Consider the following 21,319-nt stretch of genomic DNA (forward strand, 5'->3'; position numbering starts at 1 on the left):
AGCCTGAACCGTCGATCCTGCGCTAAACCGGCATAACTGTGCCGCCCTCCCACGGACCCTCCCCTGATCACGCTATGTGGCGATGCAACTCCAAAAAGATACGGGTTCCGGGGCGTTCAATTCCGGGGAATTGGGAAAATCCACGCCCCGCGCGAAGGGGATACCGGGCAGGGGTACAGTAGGGGCCCATGAGCACTGCTACCTACACCGTCAAGGGCATGACCTGCGGACACTGCGTCTCCTCGGTCAAGGAGGAGGTCGGCGAGGTCGCCGGCGTCACCTCGGTCGACGTCGACCTCGAAAGCGGGCGCCTCACCGTGGAGAGCGCCGCCCCCGTCGCCGAGGAGGCCGTGCGCGCCGCGGTCGAGGAAGCCGGCTACGAACTGGTCTCCTGACCCGGCTGCGGCCTTCCATTCTCCTCGCACCACTTCGCCCAGGTGAGCTCACCCGCGCCGAGCTGCTTGGCCCAGAACGACGTCCACGAGGTCTGGTTGGGCCCCGGCGCCTCCGGGCTGCTCAGATAGAGCGGCCCGGCCTCCTCCCGCAGCCACGGCTCCACCTCCTCGACCGAGTCGAGGCTCCAGCTCCGCGCGTGGTAGACCAGGTGCCCGCCCTCGGTCTCCCGCTCGCGCAGCCCCATGAACGGCGCCCACGGCCCGCTGCGGGTCCAGCTGTTCTTCACCCGCATCGCCCCGTACGGCAGGCCTTCCGCCCGCTGCCGCGCCTCCTCGGCGCTCACGTAGAAGTCGAACATCTCCATCGTGGTGTAGATGCCGCCGGCCAGCCCGAAGTCGTCGCCGACCGTGCCCAGCAGGTCGGTCCGGGGCGGGATGTCCATGCTCCACACCCACTCGCCGTGGATCTCCCGGCACGGGAAGCCGCGGAAGCCGGGCCCCACCGGGAACGGCCCGAGGTTGACCGCGTCGTTGTTGATCGGCACCACCGGGTAGATCCGCCCGTCGAGCGGGTTGGCCCACTCGCGCAGCACCCGGGCCGGGTCGGCCGGGTCGGTGTAGCAGGCGAACTCCCGGGTCAGCACGTGCAGCCGGTCGGTGCCCGGCTCGCGGAACAACCGGCGGACGTTGTAGCCCTCCAGCCCGAACAGCTTCTGCCCGTGCCGCAGTGCCGGCGCCAGCGCGTCCGCCGGGACGTGCGCGTAGACCGAGCCGGAGATGCGGTACACCATGTCCTGCCCGTCCGGCCGGCCCATGGCCTGCAGGAACGCCCTGGCCTTGACGTCGGTGACCTGCTCGTACAGCGGGCCGGGGGCGGTGGGGTTCTCGGGGGAGTCGTCAGTCATGCCTAGCATGATCGCCGCTCGGGGCTGCTGGGCAAAGCAGATTCGCCGCGCGCCTTCCCGGTCTCTGCCGGCTCCCTCAGAGCGACCCTTCGGCCGACCGGGGCGGCTCCCCTCAGAGCGCCCCTTCGACCGACCTCGGCGGCAGATCCTTGATCAGCACCCGGCACAGGTCCGGCTCCCTGAGCAGCCGCCCCTGCTCGTCCCAGCTCTCCCGATGCGTCCGCACCGGCTCCCAGCGCCACGCCCGATAGCCCAGCCGCTGGTAGAAGTGGTGCATCCGGTGGTCCTGCGGGCTCACGCCCAGCGCCACCCGCCCGCAGCGCCGCCGTACCACCTCTTCGGCGGCCAGCACCAGCCGCGTGCCGATGCCCCGCCCCCGATGCCGCGGCGCCACTTCCAGATGCACCAGCAGCGGCACCCCGGCCAGCCCGTCCCGCAGTTCGGGCTCCTCGGCCTCGGCCAGCCACACGTACACGTCCCCGACCGGGGTGAACCGGTCCAGTGCCACGAGCAGCACCCCGTGCCCGTCGCGCTGGCGCGCGAGCTGCGTGGCGAAGTAGTGCTCCTGTCCCAGTGCGTCGACCAGAGAGGGAAGATCGTCCTCCTCGGCCTCGGCGATGCGGACGTGACGCATGACACCTACCTTGGGCAGGCCCGCCCCGAGGTCACAAGTTCAGCGGCGAAGTCTGTCAAGTCACACCAAGGCGGGCTCGTGCGCTTTGGCAGGGTTTGACGGCACTTGCGGGATTTGGTGGCCTATGGAGTGATACAGGGGTTTTTGCGGCAGGGGAGCGGTGAAGAGGCGGCTGACCGCGAGGTGCACGGTCCGTTTCCGGCTCAGCCCCGCCGGGATCGGTGCCAGGTGCTTGAGGAAGCGGGCCCACCGCTGCCGGTCGGCCTCCCACGCCTGCAGGTAGGTCACGCAGAGGTCCGGGGCGATGAGCTCCAGGCGGCCTCGCGACGCCTTGAGCGCCTCCTCCATCCGCGCCTGCTCCGGGGTCGACGGGTAGCGGGCGCGCAGCCGCGCGAGCAGGTCGTCCAGGAACCTGCGGCGCAGCCCGAGGAACATCCTCCAGTGCGCCTCGTCGGCCTCGGTGATCGGCTTGTTCTCGTCGAGCAGCCAGAACAGCCCCTCGGCCAGCACGTCCCCGAGCTCCTCGCCGCGGGCGCGCTGCGGCGTGCGGAAGGGGTCGTAGGGGTCCTGGAGCACCTTCCCGGTGACCGCGAGCTGCTGCAGGCCCTTGCCGTCCAGCAGGTAGAACCAGTCCTCGTTGTAGATGTCGGGGAAGAACGAGACGGTGCGCGTGGTCTCGACGGCCATCGCCCCGCCTCCCACGAAGGAGTCCTGCCGCCCGCCCAGCAGCCGGTTGGCGTGGCAGACCACCGAGTTGTCGGGGAAGCCGCCGACGCTCAGCCCCGCCGCGCTGTAGACGTCCAGCAGGCCGGCGGCCCGGCGCAGGTCGTCGGGTGCGCCGATCTTGATGTCGTCGTCCAGGAAGACCAGGCGTTTCCAGCCGAGCAGCCGGGCCAGCAGCAGCGCGAGGTTGCGCTTGGCGGAGGTGTCGGAATGGCGCTGGAACCGGCCTCCGGCGGTGCGGGCGAGCAGCCGCGAGGTGGCGAAGGACGGGAGGTTGAGCAGCCGCTGGTCCGGGACGTCGATCGCGATGATCTCCGGGGCGCTGTCGCGGTAGTACCAGTGCGCGAGAGCCGCGCTGGTATATCGGCCGCTGCACAGCAGCACCAGCGGGCAGGCCAGCTCGCCGGCGACCTCCACGGCGTGCCGCAGCGACAGGGGGTTGCGGACGGTCGGGACGACGATGGCGTCGACCCGGGCCGTGCCCACGGGTGCGTCCAGCGCCAGCAGCAGGTGGCGGTGGCTTCCGTGGTGCAACGGGGTGGCGTCGGAGGTCATGGTGTGTGCCATTCGAACAGGCGAGAGGACTCGATGGTCCAGTCCGGGGTGATGGCCTCGCCCTGAACGAAGGTCACGCGGGTGAGGATGGCGAATTCGGTGCAGCCGGCGTAGCGCTCGCGGATGTAGGCGGAGTTGCGCTCCCGGAACTCGGCGTCGGTGAGCGTGCGGACCGCGCCCCAGGTGCCTCTGCCGTACATGCCGTTCGCGATGGTCAGGGTGCGTTCCTTGTTGAGCGGGTTCGGCCCCCGGTAGAAGAGCGCGACGTCCTCCACCAGCGCGTCGCCGGCCGTTCTGGGATGGTGGCGCTCGCCGTCCGCCTCGAAGTACGGCCCCTGCGGCCCGTCCCAGTCGTTGACCTGCCGGATGGGCAGCTTGATCCGGGTCAGCGCGTCGGTGGTGGTCTGGTTCCAGTCCACGCCGCCGAGCAGCACCAGGTGGTGGGCCAGCAGGTCGGCGGTGAGCATGGTGTGGGTGCACCGCGTCACGTGGCTGGCCGGGTTGGCCGCCCTGATGTGGCCGTGCAGCTCGAACATCGCGTCGAGGTCGGCGTAGCGGTAGGACTCCACGTAGTGCGGGCTGGTGGGGGAGCTGTACTCCGCGACCGGCCGTAGATCGGCGGGCATCTCGGCGGTGACGATGGTGATCGGCTTGCCGTCGGTGAACACCCAGGGGTCGGCTCCCGGGAACGGCGCCTCCGAGGCCGCGTGCGCCTGCCGCTGGGCCTCCGGGCGCAGCCCGAGCAGGTGCTTGCGCAGCCGCTCCATCTCCGCCCGCTCGCCGGAGGTCAGCTCCCGGTCGTCGAGAACCCGCAGGCTGTCGCCGTTGAACGAGCGGTCCGTGCAGAAGATCCGGGCGTAGTCCTCGAGCCGCCGCACCGGGGGGACCGACGTGCTCCGCGGCGACTCCCACATCGACACGCTGGAGGAACGCACGTCGAGCGCCTTCGCCAGCACGTCCTGCTTGATCCTCTTGCCCGGCCAGTGCTCGGTGCGCAGCCGACGGAGTTCGTGGGCCAGCTCGCGCTTGACCATGACGCCCGCACCTCCGAACTTCAAAGTTCCATTTGAAACTCGCTGATGTTCACTCAACTCTTTGAAGAAGCACCAGGTCGTCAGCCCGGGAGGAAGTGCCGGTGAACGCACGATCGGGATTTCCTGCGAGCCGTGGTGGTTAGCCTACCCCCGCACGGGAATGCCTCGATCTGAAATCAGGTGTGATTTTTGGAAATTTCAGAATTTCAATCGGGGTAAAATGAACTCTGTAGCGAACGGCACGGCGACGGCGCGATCGCCTCCAGGCGAGGCAGGGGCACTACGCGAGCAGACACCCCACCGCGCTGCGGCACTCAGGGCAATCCGGAGACGGATGAGGCCGCGGCCGGACTCCATCGGCGCGTCAAAACCTTCAGGAGTCGCATGCTTAACATAGCGTCCGTTCTGCAACTTCGCACCGTCCTCGTCATGACGGAGGAGTTGTCCGCGGCCCATACGGACAAAGTGGGATTTCTAGCATTAATAGCCGCATTCTTTATCTGGGTGACGCTCGCGTCCCTCCGGAGCCTGACCCGGACCGTCGCCACGTTGCTGAAGACCGCTCTGGTCCTTCTCGCCGTCTCCGCGTTCTGCGTCGCGGCGCTGCTCACGATCTCCCTGGCGATGGCCGGACTGCGGTGACGAGTGCCGAGATGGGCGCAACGCCGCGCCCATCTCCAGCGGCCTGTTCCCGGGTCAGCCGGGCCACTCGTGCAGGCGGAACTCCGGGCGGGTCCAGTCGGGCGTGAGCGTCCGGTTGTCCTCCACCAGCACCCGCGACAGCAGCCCGAACGCCGGCTGCCCGGCGAAACGCTCGGCGAGGAAACGGGCGTTGCCCTGCCGCCGCGACGGATCGGTCAGCGCGCGCACGATCCCGAAGGTGCCCCGGCCGTAGATGCCCGCGCAGATCGTCAGCGTCCGATCGGGGCTGTAGGGATTGGGCCCGCGGTAGAAGCACGCCACGTCCTCCAGGAGCACGCTGCCCTCCTCGATCAGGACGGGATGGTGCCGGCCCGCGCCCGGGACCTCGTAGTACGGGCCCTCCTCGGTCGCCCGGCTCGACTCCAGCGTGACCGGCATCGGCATCCTGCGCAGCACCTTGCGCGTCTCGTCGTTGAAGTCGGGCCCGCCGAGCAGGACCAGATGCGAGGCGTAGTCGTCCGAGGCGAGGTGCCCCGAACGCCGGTAGTTCACCGTCGAGCCGGGATTGTGCTCCCGGATGTGGCCGTACAGCTCGACCAGCGAGTCGGGGTCGGCCCAGGAGTAGAGGTCGGTGTAGTCGGGATCGTCTGGGTCGGTGTACGGCATGCGTTCGCGGAGCTTGGCCGAGAGCCCGCCGCAGACGATGGTCACGGCTCCACCGTCGGCGAACTCCCACGGGTCGACCGCCGCGGCCGCCCGCGGCCCGGAGGCGCTCCGCTGCCCGGTGGCGGCGCGGTGCAGCTCCAGCAGCTCCCGCTCCAGCTCGCCGTACCGCCTGGCCTCCTCGGGGGTGAGGTCGGCGGGAGGGATGGGGCGGATCACCCGCCCCTGCACGGAGCGCGGGGTGGCGAAGATCGCGGCGTAGGTGCGGAGATGACCAGCGGGCGGGACGGCGGGATTGCTGACCGACTCCCAGACCGAGATGCTCGCCGGGCTCAACCCGAGGGCTTCGCCGAGCATCGGCTGCGTGACCTTGCTGCCGGGCCAGGTCCTGCGGGTGGCGCTGGTCCTCCTCGCCGGGTCCGCCTTCTGCGTGGCGGCGCTCGTCATGGTCTATCTGGCGATGGCCGGGCTCAGATGAGGTGAGGCAGGCACCTCTGGGCCGGGGCAAGCGGCTGGGAGGTGCCCGCACTCGTCAGGGCCGTCGGCGCGTCATAACCGGGGCCACGCTAGCCACTGTAGACCTCGCCGGCGACGGTTTCACGGGTCCCTGGGCGGCGGGTGTGTTAGAGGTGGTCCATGGCGATTCCGGAGCGGTTGCGGTGGGCGGTGGAGTGCCTGGAGGTGGGGCCGGGGGAGCGGGTCCTGGAGGTCGGGTGCGGGGGGGGGTGGCGGTGGAGCTGATCCTGGAGCGGCTGGGGGACGGGGCGGTCGTGGGGGTGGATCGGTCGGGGACCCAGGTGGAGCGGGCTCGGCGGCGGGTGCGGGATGCGCGGGCTCGGTTCGTGGTCGCGGAGGTGGCAGAGCTGGCGGGGGAGCTCGGGGGTGAGGGGGAGGCAGGGGGTGGGGGGTGGTTCGACAAGGCGTTGGCGGTGAATGTGAATCTGTTCTGGACGCGGTCGCCGGCGCGGGAGATGGCGGTGTTGCGGGAGGTGCTGCGGCCGGGTGGGCGGCTGGTGGTGGTGTACGAGACGCCGGGCGGCCCGTCGGCCGCCGTGGAGCGGGCGATGGGGGCGGTGGCGGAGGAGGGGTGGGCGGTCACCCCCCTGCGGTCGGGGGACTTGGCCGGGTTCCGGGCGACCGCGCCCCTCGGCTGACGGAGGCGCTCGGCCCTCGGGGCACCCGGAGGAGTGGGGCGGGTGACCCGAGGGACCGGGAGAACGGGTCAGGCGGTGGTGATCCAGTCGGTGATGATCTCTTCGAGGGTGGCCAGGGGGACCGAGCCGCTGGAGAGCACCTTGTCGTGGAAGACGCGGATGTCGAAGCGCTCGCCCAGCGCGTCCTCGGCGCGGCGGCGGAGGTCTTGGAGACGCAGGCGGCCGACCATGTACGCCAGGGCCTGGCCGGGCCAGGCGATGTAGCGGTCGACCTCGTTGTCGATGTTCACCTGGGACAGCGCACTGTTGTCCCGCATGAACCGCACCGCCTGGGAGCGGGACCAGCCGAAGTGGTGCATGCCGGTGTCGACGACCAGGCGGCAGGCCCGCCAGGCGTCGAAGGAGAGCATGCCGAGCCGCTGCAGGTCGCCGCTGTAGAGGCCCATCTCGTCGCTGAGCCGCTCGGTGTACAGGCCCCAGCCCTCTCCGTAGGCGGTGAAGTGGCCGAAGCGCCGGAAGTCGGGCAGGCCGTCGAGGGTCTGGCCGATGGCGAGCTGGAGGTGGTGGCCGGGGACGGACTCGTGGAAGGCCAGCGCCTCGTACTCGTACCGCGCCCGCGAGGCGGGGTCGTAGGTGTTGATCCAGTGGATGCCGGGCCGCGAGCCGTCGGCGATGGGCGGGGAGTAGTAGGCCAGCACGGAGTCCTTGGCCGCCACCTCGGGGATGGGCCGGACCTCGCAGGGGGCGATGGCGTAGGGCAGGAACCAGTCGCCGAGCGCGGCCTGGGCGCGGTCGAGGGCCTCGGTGGCGCTGGCGATGATCTGCTCGGCGGTCTCGAAGCGGAGGGAGGTGTCCTCGCGCAGGGCGGCCATGACGGCGTCGGGGTCGGTGAGGCCCAGGGCGCGCCCGCCGACCTCGGCGAACTCCTCGCGGAGGGCGGCGATGACGTCGAGGCCGATTTGGTGGATCTCCTCGGGGGTCAGGTCGGTGGTGGTGTGCTGGCGGGCGGCGGCCAGGTAGGCCTCGCGGCCGCCGGGGACGTGGCAGATGCCGACGTGGTCGTCGTCGCGGGCGACGGGGAGGAACTCCTCGGCGAAGGCGGTCCGCCAGCGGAGCAGGGCCGGCCGGACGATCTCGGCGACGATGCGTTGCCCCTCGGCCCGAGGATCGGCCGGCAACACGACAGCCTCGCGGGCGGCCCCGTCACCGGTTCCCGAGTCGCCCCGGTCAAGACCACCCGCGGCGCCCCCGTCGAGGGCTTCCGCGGAGGCGGGGAGCGGGGCGAGGAGGGGGTCGGCGCTGGGGTCGCCGGCCAGGTACTCGTCGAGCTGGGCGATGGCCTGGCGCAGCCCGCGCGCGGTCTGGTGGCGGCCCTCGCGGCCGGCCTGGCGGTAGCGCTCCAGCCACGCGTCGAAGTACCCGCCCAGCCCCTCCAGCCGGGTGAGGTAGTCGGCGACCCGCTCGGCCGTGGGCAGCGGGGTGGCGGGCAGCAGACTGAGCACCCCGGTCTGCACGGCGGCGATGCCGGCCGTGACGCCGACCTCGCCGGCCGCGCCGGCCAGTTCGGCGAGCTCGGTCTCGACGAGGGTGACGAGCATGGAGCGGGTGATCCGGTCCTGCCCCTCCAGCCGGGCGGGGTCGAGGGCGGCCAGGTCGAGCGCGGTCTCCTCCAGGGCGGCGGCCCGCATGCGGTCGCCGTCACGGCTGGGGTCGCCGACCAGGGCGTCGTAGCCGGGGATGCCGAAGCTCGTCGCGGTGAAGGGGTCGGCGGTCATCTTCTGCTGGAAGTAACGTGCCGCGATCTTGGCCAGGTCCTCGTTGACCGACATGCAAGCTCCTGCTGGTTTGGGCGGTTTGTACCAGCTCTCACCCTACGATCTCTGGATCGCGCTGGGGACGAGCTCGCCGAGCCCCCGCACGGTGAGCTTGCTGACCGGCCGGACCTGGAAGGCCACGTCGTCGGCCAGCTCGGCGGCCAGGGCGGGATCGGCCAGCACGGTGCCCGGGTTGGCCAGCGCGGTCAGCCGGCTGGCGAGGTTCACCGTGGTGCCGAAGACGTCGCCCATCCGCCCGATGACCGGCCCGACCGCCAGCCCCACCCGCAGCTCGGGCATGAGCCGCACCCGCTGGTGCGCCTCGACCAGCCGCAGGCCCACCTCGGCGGCGTCGTGCGAGCGGTCGGCGACGAACAGCACCGAGTCGCCCAGCGTCTTGACCACCCGCCCGCCGTACAGGGTGACGACGTCCTGGGAGCGGCTCTCGAAGCGTTCGACGAGCTGGGCCAGCTCGCTCTCGGTGAGCTGGCGGCTGAGCCGGGTGAAGCCCACCAGGTCGGCGAAGCCGACGGCCAGCCGTACGGCATGCGTGTCCTGGTCGGCGAGGCGGCCGGCGGAGGCGGCCAGGTTGCGCCGCCACGTGTAGGTCATCAGCCGTTCGAGGTCGGGCACGACCCGGGCGGCGCGCTTGCGCCAGGCGGCCGGCCGCTCGTGCAGCGGTACCCCGGCCTGGTCGAGCGTCTCGGCGCCGAGCTCGGCCTGCGACTCGGCCAGCCGCGCGGTGGCCCGGCCGAGCGAGCGGGCCAGCAGCAGCACGTGCTCCTCGTCGTAGACGCCCTCGCTGACCAGGGACAGCAGCGTCCGGAGCGCGCTGACGTCGGAGTCGGTGAACTCGACCGCGTCGTCGGCCACGTTGGCGAAGCCCAGGGCACGCCAGAAGCGCCGGGCCCGGTAGACCGGGACCCCGGCCATCTCGGCGACCTGGTGACTGGTGTAGCGCCGGGTCTCGCCCAGAAACGCCTCAGCGAGGCGATCCTCTGCTGCCATGCGTGACCTGCCCGTTTCCTCGCGGTAGCGGGCACGATAACACCCGCGGGGTCCCGTTCCATACCCCGGGCGTCTCAGCCTGTGGGACGCCAGTCGGCGCGCAGCGCCTCGTACTCCACGTCGCCCTCCTCGGCGCCGTCGAGCACCTCCGGCCAGCCCGCGTCGAAGGTGCGGACGTAGCGCAGCCCGGCCTTCTCCATCACCCGCCGCGAGGCGGTGTGGGCGGCCATGCCCTCGGCGTAGACGCGTTCGGCGCCGAGCTCGCCGAAGGCCAGCGCGACCAGGGCGATCGCCCCCTCGGTGGCGTAGCCGCGGCCCCAGGCCGAGCGGCGCAGCCGGTAGCCGAGCTCGGCGTGGCCGGGCGGATCCTCCTCGCGGGGGCGCAGGTGGAACCAGCCCAGGAAGCCGCCGCCGGCCCGTTCCTCGGCCGCCCAGAAGCCGTACTCGCCCGGCCGCATGAACCAGCGCAGTTCCCGCTCGACCTCCTCGCGGGAGACCGGCCGCTTGCTGATGTGGCGCATGACCTCGGGGTCGTTGTCGAGCGCGAAGAGCTCGCCGGCGTCGCCGGCGGCGAAGGGGCGCAGGAGCATCCGCGCGGTCTCCACGGTGCGTGGCATGGGCCCAGGCTAGCCCCGCGGGCCGCCGTCCGGGCGGACCGTCCGGTCACGGTACGGCGTGGCCCCCACGATGCGCAGTTCGGGGGCCAGGCCGATGAGCTGGAGCAGGTGCAGGGCGATCGGCTTGGGGCGCAGCACGGTGAGCCGGCCCCCGCGCTCCTCCAGCCGGTCGAGCGCCTCGGCGATGACGCGGGCTCCGGCGCAGTCGAGGAAGCCGACCCCGGTCAGGTCGAGGTCGAGATCGAGGTCCGGCTCGGGGTGCTCGGCGAGGACGGTGTCGAGGCGTTCGCGCAAGGCGGGGGCGGAGACCAGGTCGAGCTCGCCTTCCAGGGCCAGCACGAGGCGGCCGGGCAGACGACGCAGGGTGATCAGGAGGGGCATGAAGCGAAACCTCGCCAGGGCAGCGCGGACCGACCGGGGCTGCGCCTCCGAACCGACCGGCTACTGCTGCGGAAGTCTAGGCGAGGGGGGTCACGGACGCGCGGCTTTCCGAACGTATGCATCAACCGCTGTCTTTAGGTAAGGAGACCGTTACCCGAACATGAGGAGGTTGTCTTGATGACCGGCCTGGAGCGGTCCGAGGAGAACGGGCGTCTGGCCGAGGCACTGCACGAGCTGACCGCGGTGCTCCTGAACACGATCAGTACAGAACAGGCGCTGCGTCAGATCGCGGACATCGCCTCGCGTTGCATGCCGACCCACCCCATGGTCGGCTTCACTCTGGGCCAGGACGGCGGCCGGTTGACCGCCGCCTCCAGCGACTCGCGCGTGGAGTCGCTGGACCGGATGCAGGCCGAGTCCGGCGACGGCCCGTGCCGGGAGGCCATGCGCACCGGGCGGGTGGTCTGCTCCAACGACCTGGCCGCCGAGCACCGCTGGGGTGAGCTGCCCAACCGCTTTCTGGAACGCGACATTCTAAGCGTCTGCTCGCACCCGCTGGCCGCGGGTGAGCAGGTCCTGGGCGCGCTCAACCTCTACTCCGAGCAGCGTGACGGCTTCACCGACGCGGTCCAGGCCGCGGCCGAGCTGACCGCCCAGCACACCGCGATACTGCTCCAGGCCACCCTGCGGGCCTCGGAGCAGGCGGAGCTGGTGGCGCAGCTCCGGCACGCGCTGGCCAGCCGGGCGGTGATCGACCAGGCGATCGGCATCCTGATGGCCCGCCGCCGGTGCGACGCCGGGCAGGTCATGGCCTGGCTGCGGGCCGCCTCGCAGCGCAGCAACCGTAAGCTGCACGACCTGGCGACCGAGATCGTCCGCTCGGCCACCGGGCACGACCCGCGCCCGCCCGCCTTCGACGAGCCGATCTGATCCCGCCGGCTCGCCGCACGGGGGTGGGCGAGCCGGGAGTCCGACGAGGAGACCGGTACCGCTAACGCCGCGGGCGCAGCACGCGCCCGCGGCGTTCGCCGGTGAACCCGCCGGACTCCACCACCGGATGGCCTTCCAGCAGCACGTGCACGATGCCGGTGGGCCGCAGCGACGGCTCGGTGTAGGTGCCGGGATGGCCGATGGTGGCCGGGTCGAAGACGCACACGTCGGCCACCGCGCCCGCGCCGAGCCAGCCGCGGCCGTGCAGCCCGAACTGGGCGGCGGTCAGCGAGGTCGCCTTCCGCACCGACTCCGCCCAGGAGACGACGCCGCGCTCGCGCACGTAGGCGCCGAAGAAGCGCGGGAAGCAGCCCCAGGTGCGCGGGTGCTCCAGCCCGGTGGGCGGCCCGTTGTCGGAGCCGATGCCGATCAGCGGGTCGGCCATGATCTCCTGGACGTCCGGCTCGGCCATCATCTCGATCACCATGGTCGCCGCCGGGTCGGCCGCCACCAGCTCGCACAGCGCCTCCCACGGGTCGCCGCCGGCCGGTGTGAGGGCGGCCAGCGTCCGGCCGACGACGCCGGGGCGGGTGTGGGTGATCACGGTGACCTTGTCCGGGTCGGCGTCCCGCCAGAGCCCGGTGCCGCTGCCCGTGCCGGCGGTGAGCTCGCGCAGCCGGGCGCGTTCGGCGGCGGAGGCGAGCCGCTCGGGCAGCGCGCCGCCCTCCAGCGCGACCGGCGGCAGCAGCGCGGCCAGCACGGTCGAGCCGGCCAGGTAGGGGTACTGGTCGCCGAGCACGTCGAGCCCTTCGGCCCGGGCCGCGCGCAGCTTGCCGAGGAGCATCCCGGCCTGCCCGTGGTTGGCCCGCCCGCCGACCTTGCAGTGCGAGACCTGCAGCCGCACCCTGGCCCGCCGCGCCACCTCGATCGCCTCGTCCAGGGCCTCGGCCAGCCGCGCGCCCTCGTCGCGCATGTGCGTGGTGTACGGCAGGCCGTACCGCCGGGCGACGCCGGCGAGGGCGACCAGCTCGTCGGTGCCGCCGTAGGAGCCCGGCGGGTAGATCAGCCCGCTGGACAGCCCGCAGGCTCCCGCGGCGAACGCCTCCTCGGCCAGCTCCAGCATCCGGGCGTGCTGCTCCGGGGTGAGGGCGGGGGAGAAGCCGGCCACCGCGCCGCGCAGAGTGGAGTGGCCGACCAGGGTGGCGACGTGGTTGGTCGGCCCGGCCGCGGCGACGGCCTCCAGGTAGCCGGCGAAGCTCCACTCCGGCACCCGCTCGCCGGTCAGCTCGGCCAGCGCGGGCGCGTGCGGGGCGTAGGAGAAGCCGCAGTTGCCGTTGATCTCGGTGGTGACGCCCTGCAGCAGCTTGAAGGGCTGCGGATCCGGCATGAGCGGCACGAGGTCGGAGTGGGCGTGCGGGTCGACGAAGCCGGGGGCGACGATCAGGCCGGAGACGTCGAGCACGCGCCGGGCGGGCCCGGCCGCGCCCGGCGTGACGGCGGTGATCCGGCCGCCGGAGATCGCGACGTCGGCCACGACCTCGGGGGAGCCCAGGCCGTCGTGGACGGTCCCGCCACGGAGGAGGAGATCATGCATGACAGCACTCAACACCCGATGAATCGGCAAATCTTGTCGTCAGACACCTAACAAGGCGGGGCGCGTTGGTCGAGTCGGACGAAGAGGGACGGCCCCGGGCCCGCCTAGCGTGCCAGCATGACGAAGCTGCTGGCAGAGCTGTGCCCGGAGTTCCGGGTGCCGGGCGCCTCCCTGGCCTACTGGCACGACGGTGAGATCCATCAGGAGGCCGCCGGGGTCCTGAACCTCGCCACCGGGGTCGAGGTCACCCCCGGCTCGATCTTCCAGATCGGCTCGATCACCAAGGTGTGGACGACCGCCCAGATCATGCTCCTGATCGAGCAGGGCCGGCTCACCCTCGACACCCCGGTGGCCCGCCTGCTGGACGGGCTCTGCCCGGGCGTCGCCGTACGCCACCTGCTGACCCACACCTGCGGCGTGGACGGCGACTTCTTCCACGACACCGGGCGCGGCGACGACTGCCTGGCGCGTTACGCCGAGGCGGTGCGCGAGCTCGCGCCCGCCCACCCGGCCGGTGCCGCGCACTCCTACTCCAACGCCGGGTTCGTGCTGGCCGGCCGGATCGTCGAGGTGCTCACCGGGCAGGTGTGGGACGACGCGCTCCGCTCGATGCTCATCGAGCCGCTCGGCCTGACGCACACCTGGACGCTGCCCGAGGACGTGATCCGCTTCCGCGCCGCCACCGGCCACCTCGGGGAGCCCGGTGAGCCGCAGCGACCCACGCCGACCTGGGGCATCATGCGCTCGATCGGCCCGGCCGGGCTGATCTGCGCCACCGCCGCCGACGTGGTGCGCTTCGGGCGCTCCTTCCTCGACTCGCCGCTGTTGTCGGCGGCGAGCGTCGAGGCGATGGCCACGCCGCAGGTCGAGCTGCCCTACGGCAGCTTCGGCTCGCACTGGGGCCTGGGCTGGATCCTCGACGAGTGGGACGGCGTCCCGGTGTGGTCGCACGGCGGCAACACCATCGGCCAGTCCGCGATGCTGTGGGTGCTGCCCGGCAGCGGCGTCACCGTCGCGGCGCTGGCCAACGGGGGCGACACCGCCGGGCTGTTCCGCGCGCTGGCCGCCCGGCTCTTCCCCGAACTGGCCGGCGTCAGCCCCCGCCCGCTGCCGCAGCCGCCCGCCGACCCGCCCGCCTGGAGCGGCGAGCACGACGGCGTCTACGAGCGCACCAGCGCCCGCATCACCGTCACCCCGGGCCGCCTGCGGTACGAGAACACCGGCAGCTTCGCCGACCTCGACGAGCCCATGCACTACACGCTCGTCCCGGTCGGCGAGGGGCGCTACCTCGCCCGGCGCGACGGCGAGGAGCTGTGGAGCGGCGTGGTCTGCACCACCTTCCCGGACGGCTCGCCGTACCTCTACTTCGGCGGCCGCGCCACCCCCAAGACGAGATGACCGAGACCCTCGTGGTCGGCGAGCTGACCGCGGTCGCCGACCACCACGACGCCGCCGAGCTGATCACCCGCATCTGGGGCGCCCGGCTGCTCGAAGCCGGTCTCATCCGCACCATCGCGCACGTCGGCGGCTACGTCGCCGGCGCGCGGGTGGGCGGGGAACTGGCCGGCATCTCGATCGGCTTCTTCGCCGGCGACGGCCACCTGCACTCGCACATCACCGGCGTGCTGCCCGGCGCCAGGGGCGGCGTCGGCCAGGCGCTCAAGCGGCACCAGCGCGAGTGGGCGCGGGCGCGCGGCGTGCGGGCCATCTCCTGGACCTTCGACCCGCTGGTCACCCGCAACGCCTACCTCAACGTGCACCGGCTGGGCGCGCGGGTCGCCGCCTACCTGCCCGACTTCTACGGCACCATGGCCGACGCGATCAACGCCGGCGACTCCAGCGACCGGCTGTACGCGGTGTGGGAGCTCGACCGGGCGCCGCGCCCGCGCCCGGACGTCTCGGCCGCCACCGTCCTGGTCGGCCGGGACGGCCCCGCCCCGGCCCGTACGGCTGCCGCCCCCGGCGAGCACGACCTGCTGGCCGTGGCCATGCCCGAGGACATCCTGGCGCTGCGCGCCGCCGACCCGGCCACCGCCCGGCGCTGGCGCACGGCGGTGCGGGAGGCCCTGCTGGGCGCGGCGGCCTGCGGGCACGAGATCGTCGACGTGACCAGAGATGGGTGGTATGTCCTATGCCGTGAGCGCCAGCGTGAGTAGCCTGCCCCGGATACTCGACGCCGTGGCCTCGCCGGGCAGCCTGGACACCGAGATCTCCTCGGTCCGGACCTACGACCCGCCCGGCGGCCGGTGACTTCGTGTCCGCCGCCCGGCTGCGCGGCGTCGGCGCCTCGGTCCTGCTGATCTCGCACGACCTGGCCGTCGTCGCCCAGCTGTGCGAGCGCGTGCTGGCCATGTACGTCGGGGCGATCGTCGAGGACCTGCCGGTCGCGCGGCCGACCGAGGGGCCACACCACCCCTACACCCGTCGGAGACGTCACCGGGCTGGTGGGCGAGTGGGGCTGCGGCAAGACCACGCTGGCCCGGGGGCCGTCGGGCTGGCGCCGCTGAGCGCCGGGTGGATCCTGCCCGCGCACCGGCGGGCCGTCCAGCTCGTCTTCCAGGACCCCTAATCCTCGCTCGACCCCCGGCTGAGCATGGGCGCGGCCGTGGTCGCCGCCGACGAGATCACCTCCTCGCTGGACGTCTCGGTGCAGGGCATGGTGCTCAACCTGGTGCGCGAGAGCAGCGGGAGCTCGGGCTGACCATGCTGTTCATCTCGCACAACCTCGCCGTGGTGCGTTACGTCAACGACGCGGTGGCGGTGATGAACGCCGGCCGGATCGTGGAGCACGGCGAGGTCGAGACGGTGCTCGGCGCGCCGCGCGACCCCTACACCCGTACGCTGCTGGAATCGGTGCTCAGGCTCGCCCAGGCGTGGTGGTAGCCGATCGTTTAATGGTGGACTTCACTCTATTGGGTCGGATCTACGGGCGATGCGCGGACGATATTCCTCTTGACCTCGTCGCTGCTGTGCTGAATATTTGTGGACTCCAGCATAAAGAGGTAGGCGAACGCCCGCCGAACCCCCTGAAGGAAGAACCATGCGTTTACGCCTGCCCGTCGCCGGGCTCGTCGGCCTCTCCCTCGCCGTCGCCGCCTGCGGTGGCGGAGCCTCGACCGGCTCGAGCTCCGGCTCCGGAGAGGTCACCATCACCTTCGCCATCTGGGAGAAGAACGACCAGGCCGGCAGCACCAACCTGATCAACGCCTTCCAGAAGGCCAACCCCGGCATCAAGGTCAAGCTGGAGATCACCCCCTGGGACCAGTTCTGGACCAAGCTCCAGACCGCCGCCACCGGCGGCGCGGCCCCGGACGTGTTCTGGATGAACAGCCTCAACATGAAGCTGTACGCCAAGGGCGGGATCATCAAGCCGCTGGACGAGAAGCCGGTCGAGGGACTGCCCGCCTCGGTCGTCGACTCCTACCGCTACGAGGGCAAGCTCTACGGCGTGCCGTTCAGCGTCGGCTTCCCGGTGCTCTGGTACAACAAGAAGCTCTTCGACGCCGCCGGCGTGGCCCACCCGAACGCCGACTGGACCTGGGACGACGTCAAGGCCGCCGCCAAGAAGCTGACCAAGCCCGAGGACAGGCAGTACGGGATCATGGCCCCGATGTGGGACCAGGTCGGCTTCTACAACACGATCTACCAGGCCGGCGGGCACGTCATCTCCGAGGACGGCAAGAAGTCCGGCTTCGCCGAGCCCGGCTCCATCCAGGGCCTGGAGTTCTGGACCGGGCTGATCCGGGACAAGGTGGCCCCGCCCGCCGAGGTCTACGCCGACACCGACGGCATCCAGCTCTTCCAGAGCGGCAAGTACGCCATGCAGTACGGCGGCATGTGGTTCGCGCCGATCTACGCCGGCAACACCGACATCAAGGACGCCGTCGACGCCGCGCCGCTGCCCAAGGGCCCGGCCAAAGGCGGCGTGATCATGCTCGGCATGTCGACCGCCGTCTCGGCCAAGGGCCGGCACCAGGCCGAGGCCGAGAAGTTCTCCGCCTTCCTCGCCTCGCCCGAGGCCCAGCAGATCATGAGCAGCACCCCCGGCAGCTCGCTGTCCCTGCGCGAGGGCACCCAGGACGCCTGGTTCAAGAACTACCCCTACCGGCTGAAGGAGGCCTACGACGCCTCCATCCCGCACGGCGTGCCGTACCCCGTCTCGGTGAACACCGCCAAGTGGCAGGACGCGCAGAAGACGCTGCTCACCGAGGCGTGGGCGGGCAAGCGGCCGGTGGCGGAGGTGGCGAGGGACCTCGCCGCCCAGATGGACGAGATCCTGGCCAAGGAGTAGGCGGATGGTCTCGACCGAGACGGCGGCCGCGCCCGGCACGGCCGCCGCCACCGGCCCGCCACCCCGGGCCACGGGGCGGCGGCGCCCGCCGGGCGAGTGGCTGTGGGGCTACCTGATGATCGCCCCGATGGCCTTCGGCCTGGTGGTGTTCTTCCTGTGGCCCATCGTCCAGACGCTCTACCTGAGCTTCACCGAGTCGGGCGTGTTCGGCGGTTCCACCTGGGTGGGCCTGGCCAACTTCGCCGGCCTGGCCGGTGACGAGAAGATGCTCGGCGCGCTGGGCAACACGGGGCTGTACGCGGCGCTGGTGCTGGCCGGGGTGCCGCTGGCCATCGTGGTGGCCGCGCTGCTGAACGTGCGCGGGCTGCGCGGGCTCGGCTTCTACCGCACGCTGTACTTCCTGCCGGTGGTCACCATGCCCGCGGCGGTCGGCCTGACCTGGCGCTACCTGTTCAACGGCGACTTCGGGCTGATCAACCACCTGCTGGGCGAGCTCGGCATCGACGGGCCGTACTGGGTCGGCGACCCGGACACCGCCGTCTACGCGGTGGCCATCGTCGGCGTGTGGACCTCGCTCGGCTACAACGCCGTGCTCTTCCTGGCCGGGCTGCAGGGCATCCCACGCCACTACTACGAGGCGGCCGAGATCGACGGGGCCGGGCGGCTGCGGCAGTTCTTCAGCATCACGCTGCCGCTGCTCACCCCGACGACCTTCTTCGTCACCGTGATCACGGTGATCAACGCGCTGCAGGTCTTCGACCTGGTCTACCTGATGGTGGAGCCGGAGAGCCCGGCCCTGGCCGGCAGCCGCACGATCGTCTACCTCTTCTACGAGCAGGGCTTCGTGCAGCACTCGCGCGGCTACGCCGCCGCCATCGCCGTGGTGCTGCTCGGGCTGATCCTCGTGCTCACCGCCGTCCAGTTCAGGCTGCAGAAGAGGTGGGTGCACTATGGGTAGCCGGCGCGGCGTCTGGCGGGTGCACGCGATCCTGCTGACCGGGGCGCTGCTGATGTTCGCGCCGTTCGTCTGGCAGGTCGTCGTCTCGCTGCAGACGCTGACCGAGTCGCTGCGCACCCCGCCCACCTTCACGCCCTCGTGGCAGTGGTCCAACTACGCCGACGCCTTCCGCACGGTGCCGCTGGGCCGGCAGTTCCTCAACACCGTCCTGGTCACCGTCGCGGTCACCGCCGGGCAACTGCTGTTCTGCTCGCTGGCCGCCTTCGCCTTCGCCCGGCTGCGCTTCCCCGGCCGCGACGCCCTGTTCATGGTCTTCCTGGCCGTGCTGATGGTGCCGAGCGAGCTGTTCCTGCTGCCGCGCTACGAGATCATGCAGGGGCTCGGCTGGCTCGACAGCCTCCAGGCGCTCATCGCGCCGGGCGTGTTCGGGGCCTTCGGCGTCTTCCTGCTGCGGCAGTTCTTCCTCACCCTGCCCGGCGAGCTGGACGAGGCGGCCCGCCTGGACGGCGCCAACCCCTTCCAGATCTTCTGGCACGTGATGCTGCCCCTGATCCGGCCCGGCCTGCTCGCCCTCGGCCTGCTGACCGTGCTCTGGTCGTGGAGCAGCCTGCTGTGGCCGCTGGTGGTCAACACCGACCCGGAGATGATGACGCTCTCGGCCGGGCTCGCCTCCCTGCGCGGTCAGTTCCAGACCGACTTCCCCGTGCTCTTCGCCGGATCGGCGGTCGCCTCGCTGCCGATCATCGTGCTCTTCGTCGTCATGCAACGCCAGCTCATCGCCGGTATCGCCTTCACCGGCTCCAAGGGCTGAAACCCCCTCTCCCTCCTTAGGAGCTTCACGCGTGCGTTCCTTCCGCAGCAGGATCGCCGTCGTCGCGGTTGCCGGGCTGGTCGTGCTGACCGGCCCGGCGACCGCGGCGGTCGCGGCCCGACCCGCCCCCGTCGACGTGCAGGTGCTGACCCTCAGCGACCTGCACGGCTACCTGACCCCGCAGCACAACGCCACCGACGGCACCATCAAGGACCCCACCGGCAAGGTGCTGGTGGTGGGCGGCGCGCCGTACATCGCCACCCATCTCGAACGGCTGCGCGCCGGGCGGGACCACACCCTCACGCTGGCCGCCGGCGACTTCTTCAGCGGCTGGCCGACCGAGGTGGCCTACCACGCCGACGAGCCGACGATCGAGTTCATGAACAAGATCAAGGTGGACGTGGCGGCGGTCGGCAACCACGAGCTCGACCGGTCGCTGGAGTTCCTGCGCGGCCACATGGGCAAGGGCAAGTGCTTCGGCGAGATCGGTGTCGACAGCTGCTTCACCGACTCCGACGGGCAGCCGTTCCGCGGCGCGGACTTTCCCTTCTCCACCGCCAACATCGTCAGGAAGGGCCAGGAGCGGCCCGTCCTGCCGCCGTACGTGATCAAGCGCTTCGGCCGGGTCGCGGTCGGCGTCATCAACCTGACCACGGTCACCACCGTCGAGGGCTCCACCTCCTACCAGCCTGGCCTCGACAACCTGCCGCTGGTCGAGACGGCCGGCAAGTACGCCGCCGAGCTCAAGCGGCGCGGCGTCGAGGCCATCGTGGCCAACGTGCACGAGGGCGGGTACGCCGGGCCGGAGTTCGACGGCTGCGCCAACCTGACCGGCCCGATCGCCGACTTCGCCGCCCGGGCCACCCCGGACATCGACGCGATCGTCACCGGACACTGGCACTGGGGCTTCAACTGCGCCCTGCCCGACCCGGCCGGCGACCTGCGTCCGGTCGTCGAGCCGGCCAACCACGGGCGGCTGATCAACGAGCTCAACCTCAAGATCGACCCGCGGACCGGTGACGTCATCCGCTCCGCGACCACCTCGGCCAACCACGCCGTCACCCGCGACGTCCCGCCCGACCGCGACATGACCGAGCTCGTCGAGTACTGGCTCGCCAAGGGCGCCGAGTCCTACGCCCGGCCGGTCGGCGCGCTCACCGGCGACGTGACCCGGGTGCGGGACGCCGACGGCGAGAGCACGCTGGGCAACCTCGCCGCCGACGTCGCCCACGCCGACTCCCACCGCACGCCCGGCGGCGCCGCCGACCTCGCCATGGTGGCGGTCGCGCCGGTCAAGGGCTCCAACTCGCTGCGCGCCGACCTGAGGTTCGCCAAGGGCGCGAACCCGGCCGACGCCGACGGGACCGTGTTGTTCGGCGAGGCCTGGGCCGCCTGGGGGTACGCCAACCCCGTGCTCACCGTCTCGGTGACCGGCGCCCAGATCGAGCAGGCTCTGGAGCAGCAGTGGCAGACCCAGCCCAACGGCACCGTGCGCTTCGCCCCGCTGGCGGTCTCCGGGAACGTGCGCTTCTCCTACGACCTGTCCAAGCCGGTGGGCGACCGGGTGCTGCCCGCCGACGTGCTCATCGGCGGCGTCCCGCTCGACCCGACCCGCGGCTACCGGCTGGCCGCGCTGGCCTACACGCTGATCGGCGCGGACGGCTACACCGCCTTCGCCGGCTTCACCGACGCGGTGCGCGGCAGCCGCGACTACGAGGCCTTCCGCGACTACCTGGCCCGTGGCCCGCTCACGCCCCCGGCCCTGGACCGCGCGGTCGCCAAGCAGCTCTGACCACGGCACGACCCCACCCGGGGCGGCCTCACGCCGTCCCGGGCTCCGGGGTGCCCTGGTGGTAGTACAGGAGCCAGCGCCCCTCCCGCAGCCGCCAGATCGAGCTGCGCCGCGCGCGGAAGCCGCCGGACTCGGTCCGGTAGCTGACCAGGATCACGCCGGGCGCCACCACCCGCCCGGCCACCTCATGGGGGACCGTGCGCGGTCCCTGTCCGGCGGCCGGTCCCATCAGGGTCATGATCGACTCCCGGTCCCAGGTGCGGCCGGAGGCGCCCACCTCGGTGAACTCCGGGTCGAGCAGGGCCGCCACCTGGTCGGGCCGCGCGCGGACCACCGGGTCGAGCAGGCGCAGCTCCCCGTCGACGGCCGTCCGGATCGCTTCCTCGTCGGTCATCCCCGTAGTCTTCCATGATCGGCT

23 protein-coding genes are annotated in these 21,319 nt (G+C 71.8%); 12 read left to right on the plus strand and 11 right to left on the minus strand.

The features are described from left to right. Window positions 1-188 precede the first annotated feature (188 nt). Entirely contained in the window at window positions 189-395 is a 207-nt protein-coding gene (locus ACIBG7_RS11780) for a copper ion binding protein (RefSeq protein ID WP_357929661.1), read from the plus strand. On the opposite strand, the gene ACIBG7_RS11785 is transcribed toward ACIBG7_RS11780, so the two are convergent. From ACIBG7_RS11785 to ACIBG7_RS11800, 4 genes are all read right to left on the minus strand, one after another. After that, a complete protein-coding gene (locus ACIBG7_RS11785) occupies window positions 377-1,300 on the minus strand; it encodes a DUF1838 family protein (protein WP_357929658.1) in 924 nt (307 codons plus the stop codon). The two genes, ACIBG7_RS11780 and ACIBG7_RS11785, sit on opposite strands and share 19 nt — an antisense overlap. A 112-nt stretch (window positions 1,301-1,412) precedes the next feature. Further along, window positions 1,413-1,934, minus strand: a complete 522-nt coding sequence (locus tag ACIBG7_RS11790) for a GNAT family N-acetyltransferase (RefSeq protein WP_397336038.1) — start codon at window positions 1,932-1,934, stop codon at window positions 1,413-1,415. A 60-nt stretch (window positions 1,935-1,994) separates the two neighbouring features. Continuing rightward, the gene (locus tag ACIBG7_RS11795) at window positions 1,995-3,224 is read right to left on the minus strand and encodes a hypothetical protein (RefSeq protein WP_397336039.1); all 1,230 of its coding nucleotides are present in this window, start codon (window positions 3,222-3,224) and stop codon (window positions 1,995-1,997) included. After that, the gene (locus ACIBG7_RS11800; protein ID WP_357929649.1) at window positions 3,209-4,270 is read right to left on the minus strand and encodes a hypothetical protein; all 1,062 of its coding nucleotides are present in this window, start codon (window positions 4,268-4,270) and stop codon (window positions 3,209-3,211) included. Before ACIBG7_RS11800 ends, ACIBG7_RS11795 begins: the two co-directional genes overlap by 16 nt. A 480-nt stretch (window positions 4,271-4,750) precedes the next feature. Between ACIBG7_RS11800 and ACIBG7_RS11805 the strand changes: the two genes are divergently transcribed. Further along, window positions 4,751-4,888, plus strand: a complete 138-nt coding sequence (locus tag ACIBG7_RS11805; protein WP_357929646.1) for a hypothetical protein — start codon at window positions 4,751-4,753, stop codon at window positions 4,886-4,888. Window positions 4,889-4,942: 54 nt separating this feature from the next. Here ACIBG7_RS11805 and ACIBG7_RS11810 read toward each other — a convergent pair whose 3' ends face one another. After that, window positions 4,943-5,908 (minus strand): hypothetical protein, encoded by a 966-nt coding sequence (locus ACIBG7_RS11810; protein ID WP_357929644.1) that lies wholly within the window; start codon window positions 5,906-5,908, stop codon window positions 4,943-4,945. A 356-nt stretch (window positions 5,909-6,264) separates the two neighbouring features. Here ACIBG7_RS11810 and ACIBG7_RS11815 point away from each other — a divergent pair, with 356 nt between their 5' ends. Continuing rightward, on the plus strand, window positions 6,265-6,705 hold the full coding sequence (locus ACIBG7_RS11815; RefSeq protein WP_397336040.1) for a methyltransferase domain-containing protein: 441 nt from the start codon (window positions 6,265-6,267) through the stop codon (window positions 6,703-6,705). Window positions 6,706-6,773: 68 nt separating this feature from the next. On the opposite strand, the gene ACIBG7_RS11820 is transcribed toward ACIBG7_RS11815, so the two are convergent. From ACIBG7_RS11820 to ACIBG7_RS11835, 4 genes are all read right to left on the minus strand, one after another. Further along, window positions 6,774-8,534, minus strand: coding sequence for a DUF885 domain-containing protein (locus ACIBG7_RS11820; protein ID WP_397336041.1), 1,761 nt, complete (start codon window positions 8,532-8,534; stop codon window positions 6,774-6,776). Window positions 8,535-8,576: 42 nt separating this feature from the next. Next, the gene (locus ACIBG7_RS11825; protein ID WP_357929636.1) at window positions 8,577-9,527 is read right to left on the minus strand and encodes an adenylate/guanylate cyclase domain-containing protein; all 951 of its coding nucleotides are present in this window, start codon (window positions 9,525-9,527) and stop codon (window positions 8,577-8,579) included. Window positions 9,528-9,601: 74 nt separating this feature from the next. Beyond that, window positions 9,602-10,144, minus strand: a complete 543-nt coding sequence (locus ACIBG7_RS11830) for a GNAT family N-acetyltransferase (RefSeq protein ID WP_397336043.1) — start codon at window positions 10,142-10,144, stop codon at window positions 9,602-9,604. Between the two features lie 9 nt (window positions 10,145-10,153). Further along, complete coding sequence (locus tag ACIBG7_RS11835) at window positions 10,154-10,525, minus strand: STAS domain-containing protein (protein WP_357929631.1); 372 nt, start codon at window positions 10,523-10,525, stop codon at window positions 10,154-10,156. Window positions 10,526-10,702: 177 nt separating this feature from the next. Between ACIBG7_RS11835 and ACIBG7_RS11840 the strand changes: the two genes are divergently transcribed. Beyond that, a complete protein-coding gene (locus ACIBG7_RS11840; RefSeq protein WP_357929929.1) occupies window positions 10,703-11,455 on the plus strand; it encodes a GAF and ANTAR domain-containing protein in 753 nt (250 codons plus the stop codon). Between the two features lie 61 nt (window positions 11,456-11,516). Here the strand turns inward: ACIBG7_RS11840 and ACIBG7_RS11845 are convergent, their stop codons facing one another. Next, window positions 11,517-13,049 carry an amidohydrolase family protein gene (locus tag ACIBG7_RS11845; protein WP_397336044.1) on the minus strand — a complete coding sequence of 511 codons (1,533 nt, stop codon included), beginning with the start codon at window positions 13,047-13,049 and terminating at the stop codon, window positions 11,517-11,519. A 117-nt stretch (window positions 13,050-13,166) separates the two neighbouring features. On the opposite strand from ACIBG7_RS11845, the gene ACIBG7_RS11850 reads away from it, so the two are divergent. The 8 genes from ACIBG7_RS11850 (at window position 13,167) to ACIBG7_RS11885 (ending at window position 20,901) form a co-directional block, all read left to right on the plus strand. Further along, a complete protein-coding gene (locus tag ACIBG7_RS11850; RefSeq protein ID WP_397336045.1) occupies window positions 13,167-14,447 on the plus strand; it encodes a serine hydrolase domain-containing protein in 1,281 nt (426 codons plus the stop codon). Further along, window positions 14,444-15,205 (plus strand): GNAT family N-acetyltransferase, encoded by a 762-nt coding sequence (locus ACIBG7_RS11855; RefSeq protein WP_397336046.1) that lies wholly within the window; start codon window positions 14,444-14,446, stop codon window positions 15,203-15,205. Before ACIBG7_RS11850 ends, ACIBG7_RS11855 begins: the two co-directional genes overlap by 4 nt. 98 nt (window positions 15,206-15,303) lie before the next feature. Then, window positions 15,304-15,618, plus strand: coding sequence for a hypothetical protein (locus ACIBG7_RS11860; protein WP_397336047.1), 315 nt, complete (start codon window positions 15,304-15,306; stop codon window positions 15,616-15,618). A 134-nt stretch (window positions 15,619-15,752) separates the two neighbouring features. Beyond that, complete coding sequence (locus ACIBG7_RS11865) at window positions 15,753-15,932, plus strand: hypothetical protein (RefSeq protein WP_397336048.1); 180 nt, start codon at window positions 15,753-15,755, stop codon at window positions 15,930-15,932. Between the two features lie 157 nt (window positions 15,933-16,089). Continuing rightward, window positions 16,090-17,340, plus strand: coding sequence for an ABC transporter substrate-binding protein (locus ACIBG7_RS11870; protein WP_397336049.1), 1,251 nt, complete (start codon window positions 16,090-16,092; stop codon window positions 17,338-17,340). 4 nt (window positions 17,341-17,344) lie between these two features. After that, window positions 17,345-18,298 carry a carbohydrate ABC transporter permease gene (locus tag ACIBG7_RS11875; RefSeq protein ID WP_397336050.1) on the plus strand — a complete coding sequence of 318 codons (954 nt, stop codon included), beginning with the start codon at window positions 17,345-17,347 and terminating at the stop codon, window positions 18,296-18,298. After that, a complete protein-coding gene (locus ACIBG7_RS11880; RefSeq protein ID WP_397336051.1) occupies window positions 18,291-19,109 on the plus strand; it encodes a carbohydrate ABC transporter permease in 819 nt (272 codons plus the stop codon). Before ACIBG7_RS11875 ends, ACIBG7_RS11880 begins: the two co-directional genes overlap by 8 nt. A gap of 31 nt (window positions 19,110-19,140) precedes the next feature. Then, on the plus strand, window positions 19,141-20,901 hold the full coding sequence (locus ACIBG7_RS11885) for a bifunctional metallophosphatase/5'-nucleotidase (RefSeq protein WP_397336052.1): 1,761 nt from the start codon (window positions 19,141-19,143) through the stop codon (window positions 20,899-20,901). 28 nt (window positions 20,902-20,929) lie between these two features. Here ACIBG7_RS11885 and ACIBG7_RS11890 read toward each other — a convergent pair whose 3' ends face one another. Next, window positions 20,930-21,295, minus strand: a complete 366-nt coding sequence (locus ACIBG7_RS11890) for a DUF4440 domain-containing protein (protein WP_397336053.1) — start codon at window positions 21,293-21,295, stop codon at window positions 20,930-20,932. Between the last annotated feature and the right edge of the window lie 24 nt (window positions 21,296-21,319).

Source organism: Nonomuraea sp. NPDC050328, from assembly GCF_044459405.1.
In the GTDB taxonomy this organism is placed as follows: domain Bacteria; phylum Actinomycetota; class Actinomycetes; order Streptosporangiales; family Streptosporangiaceae; genus Nonomuraea.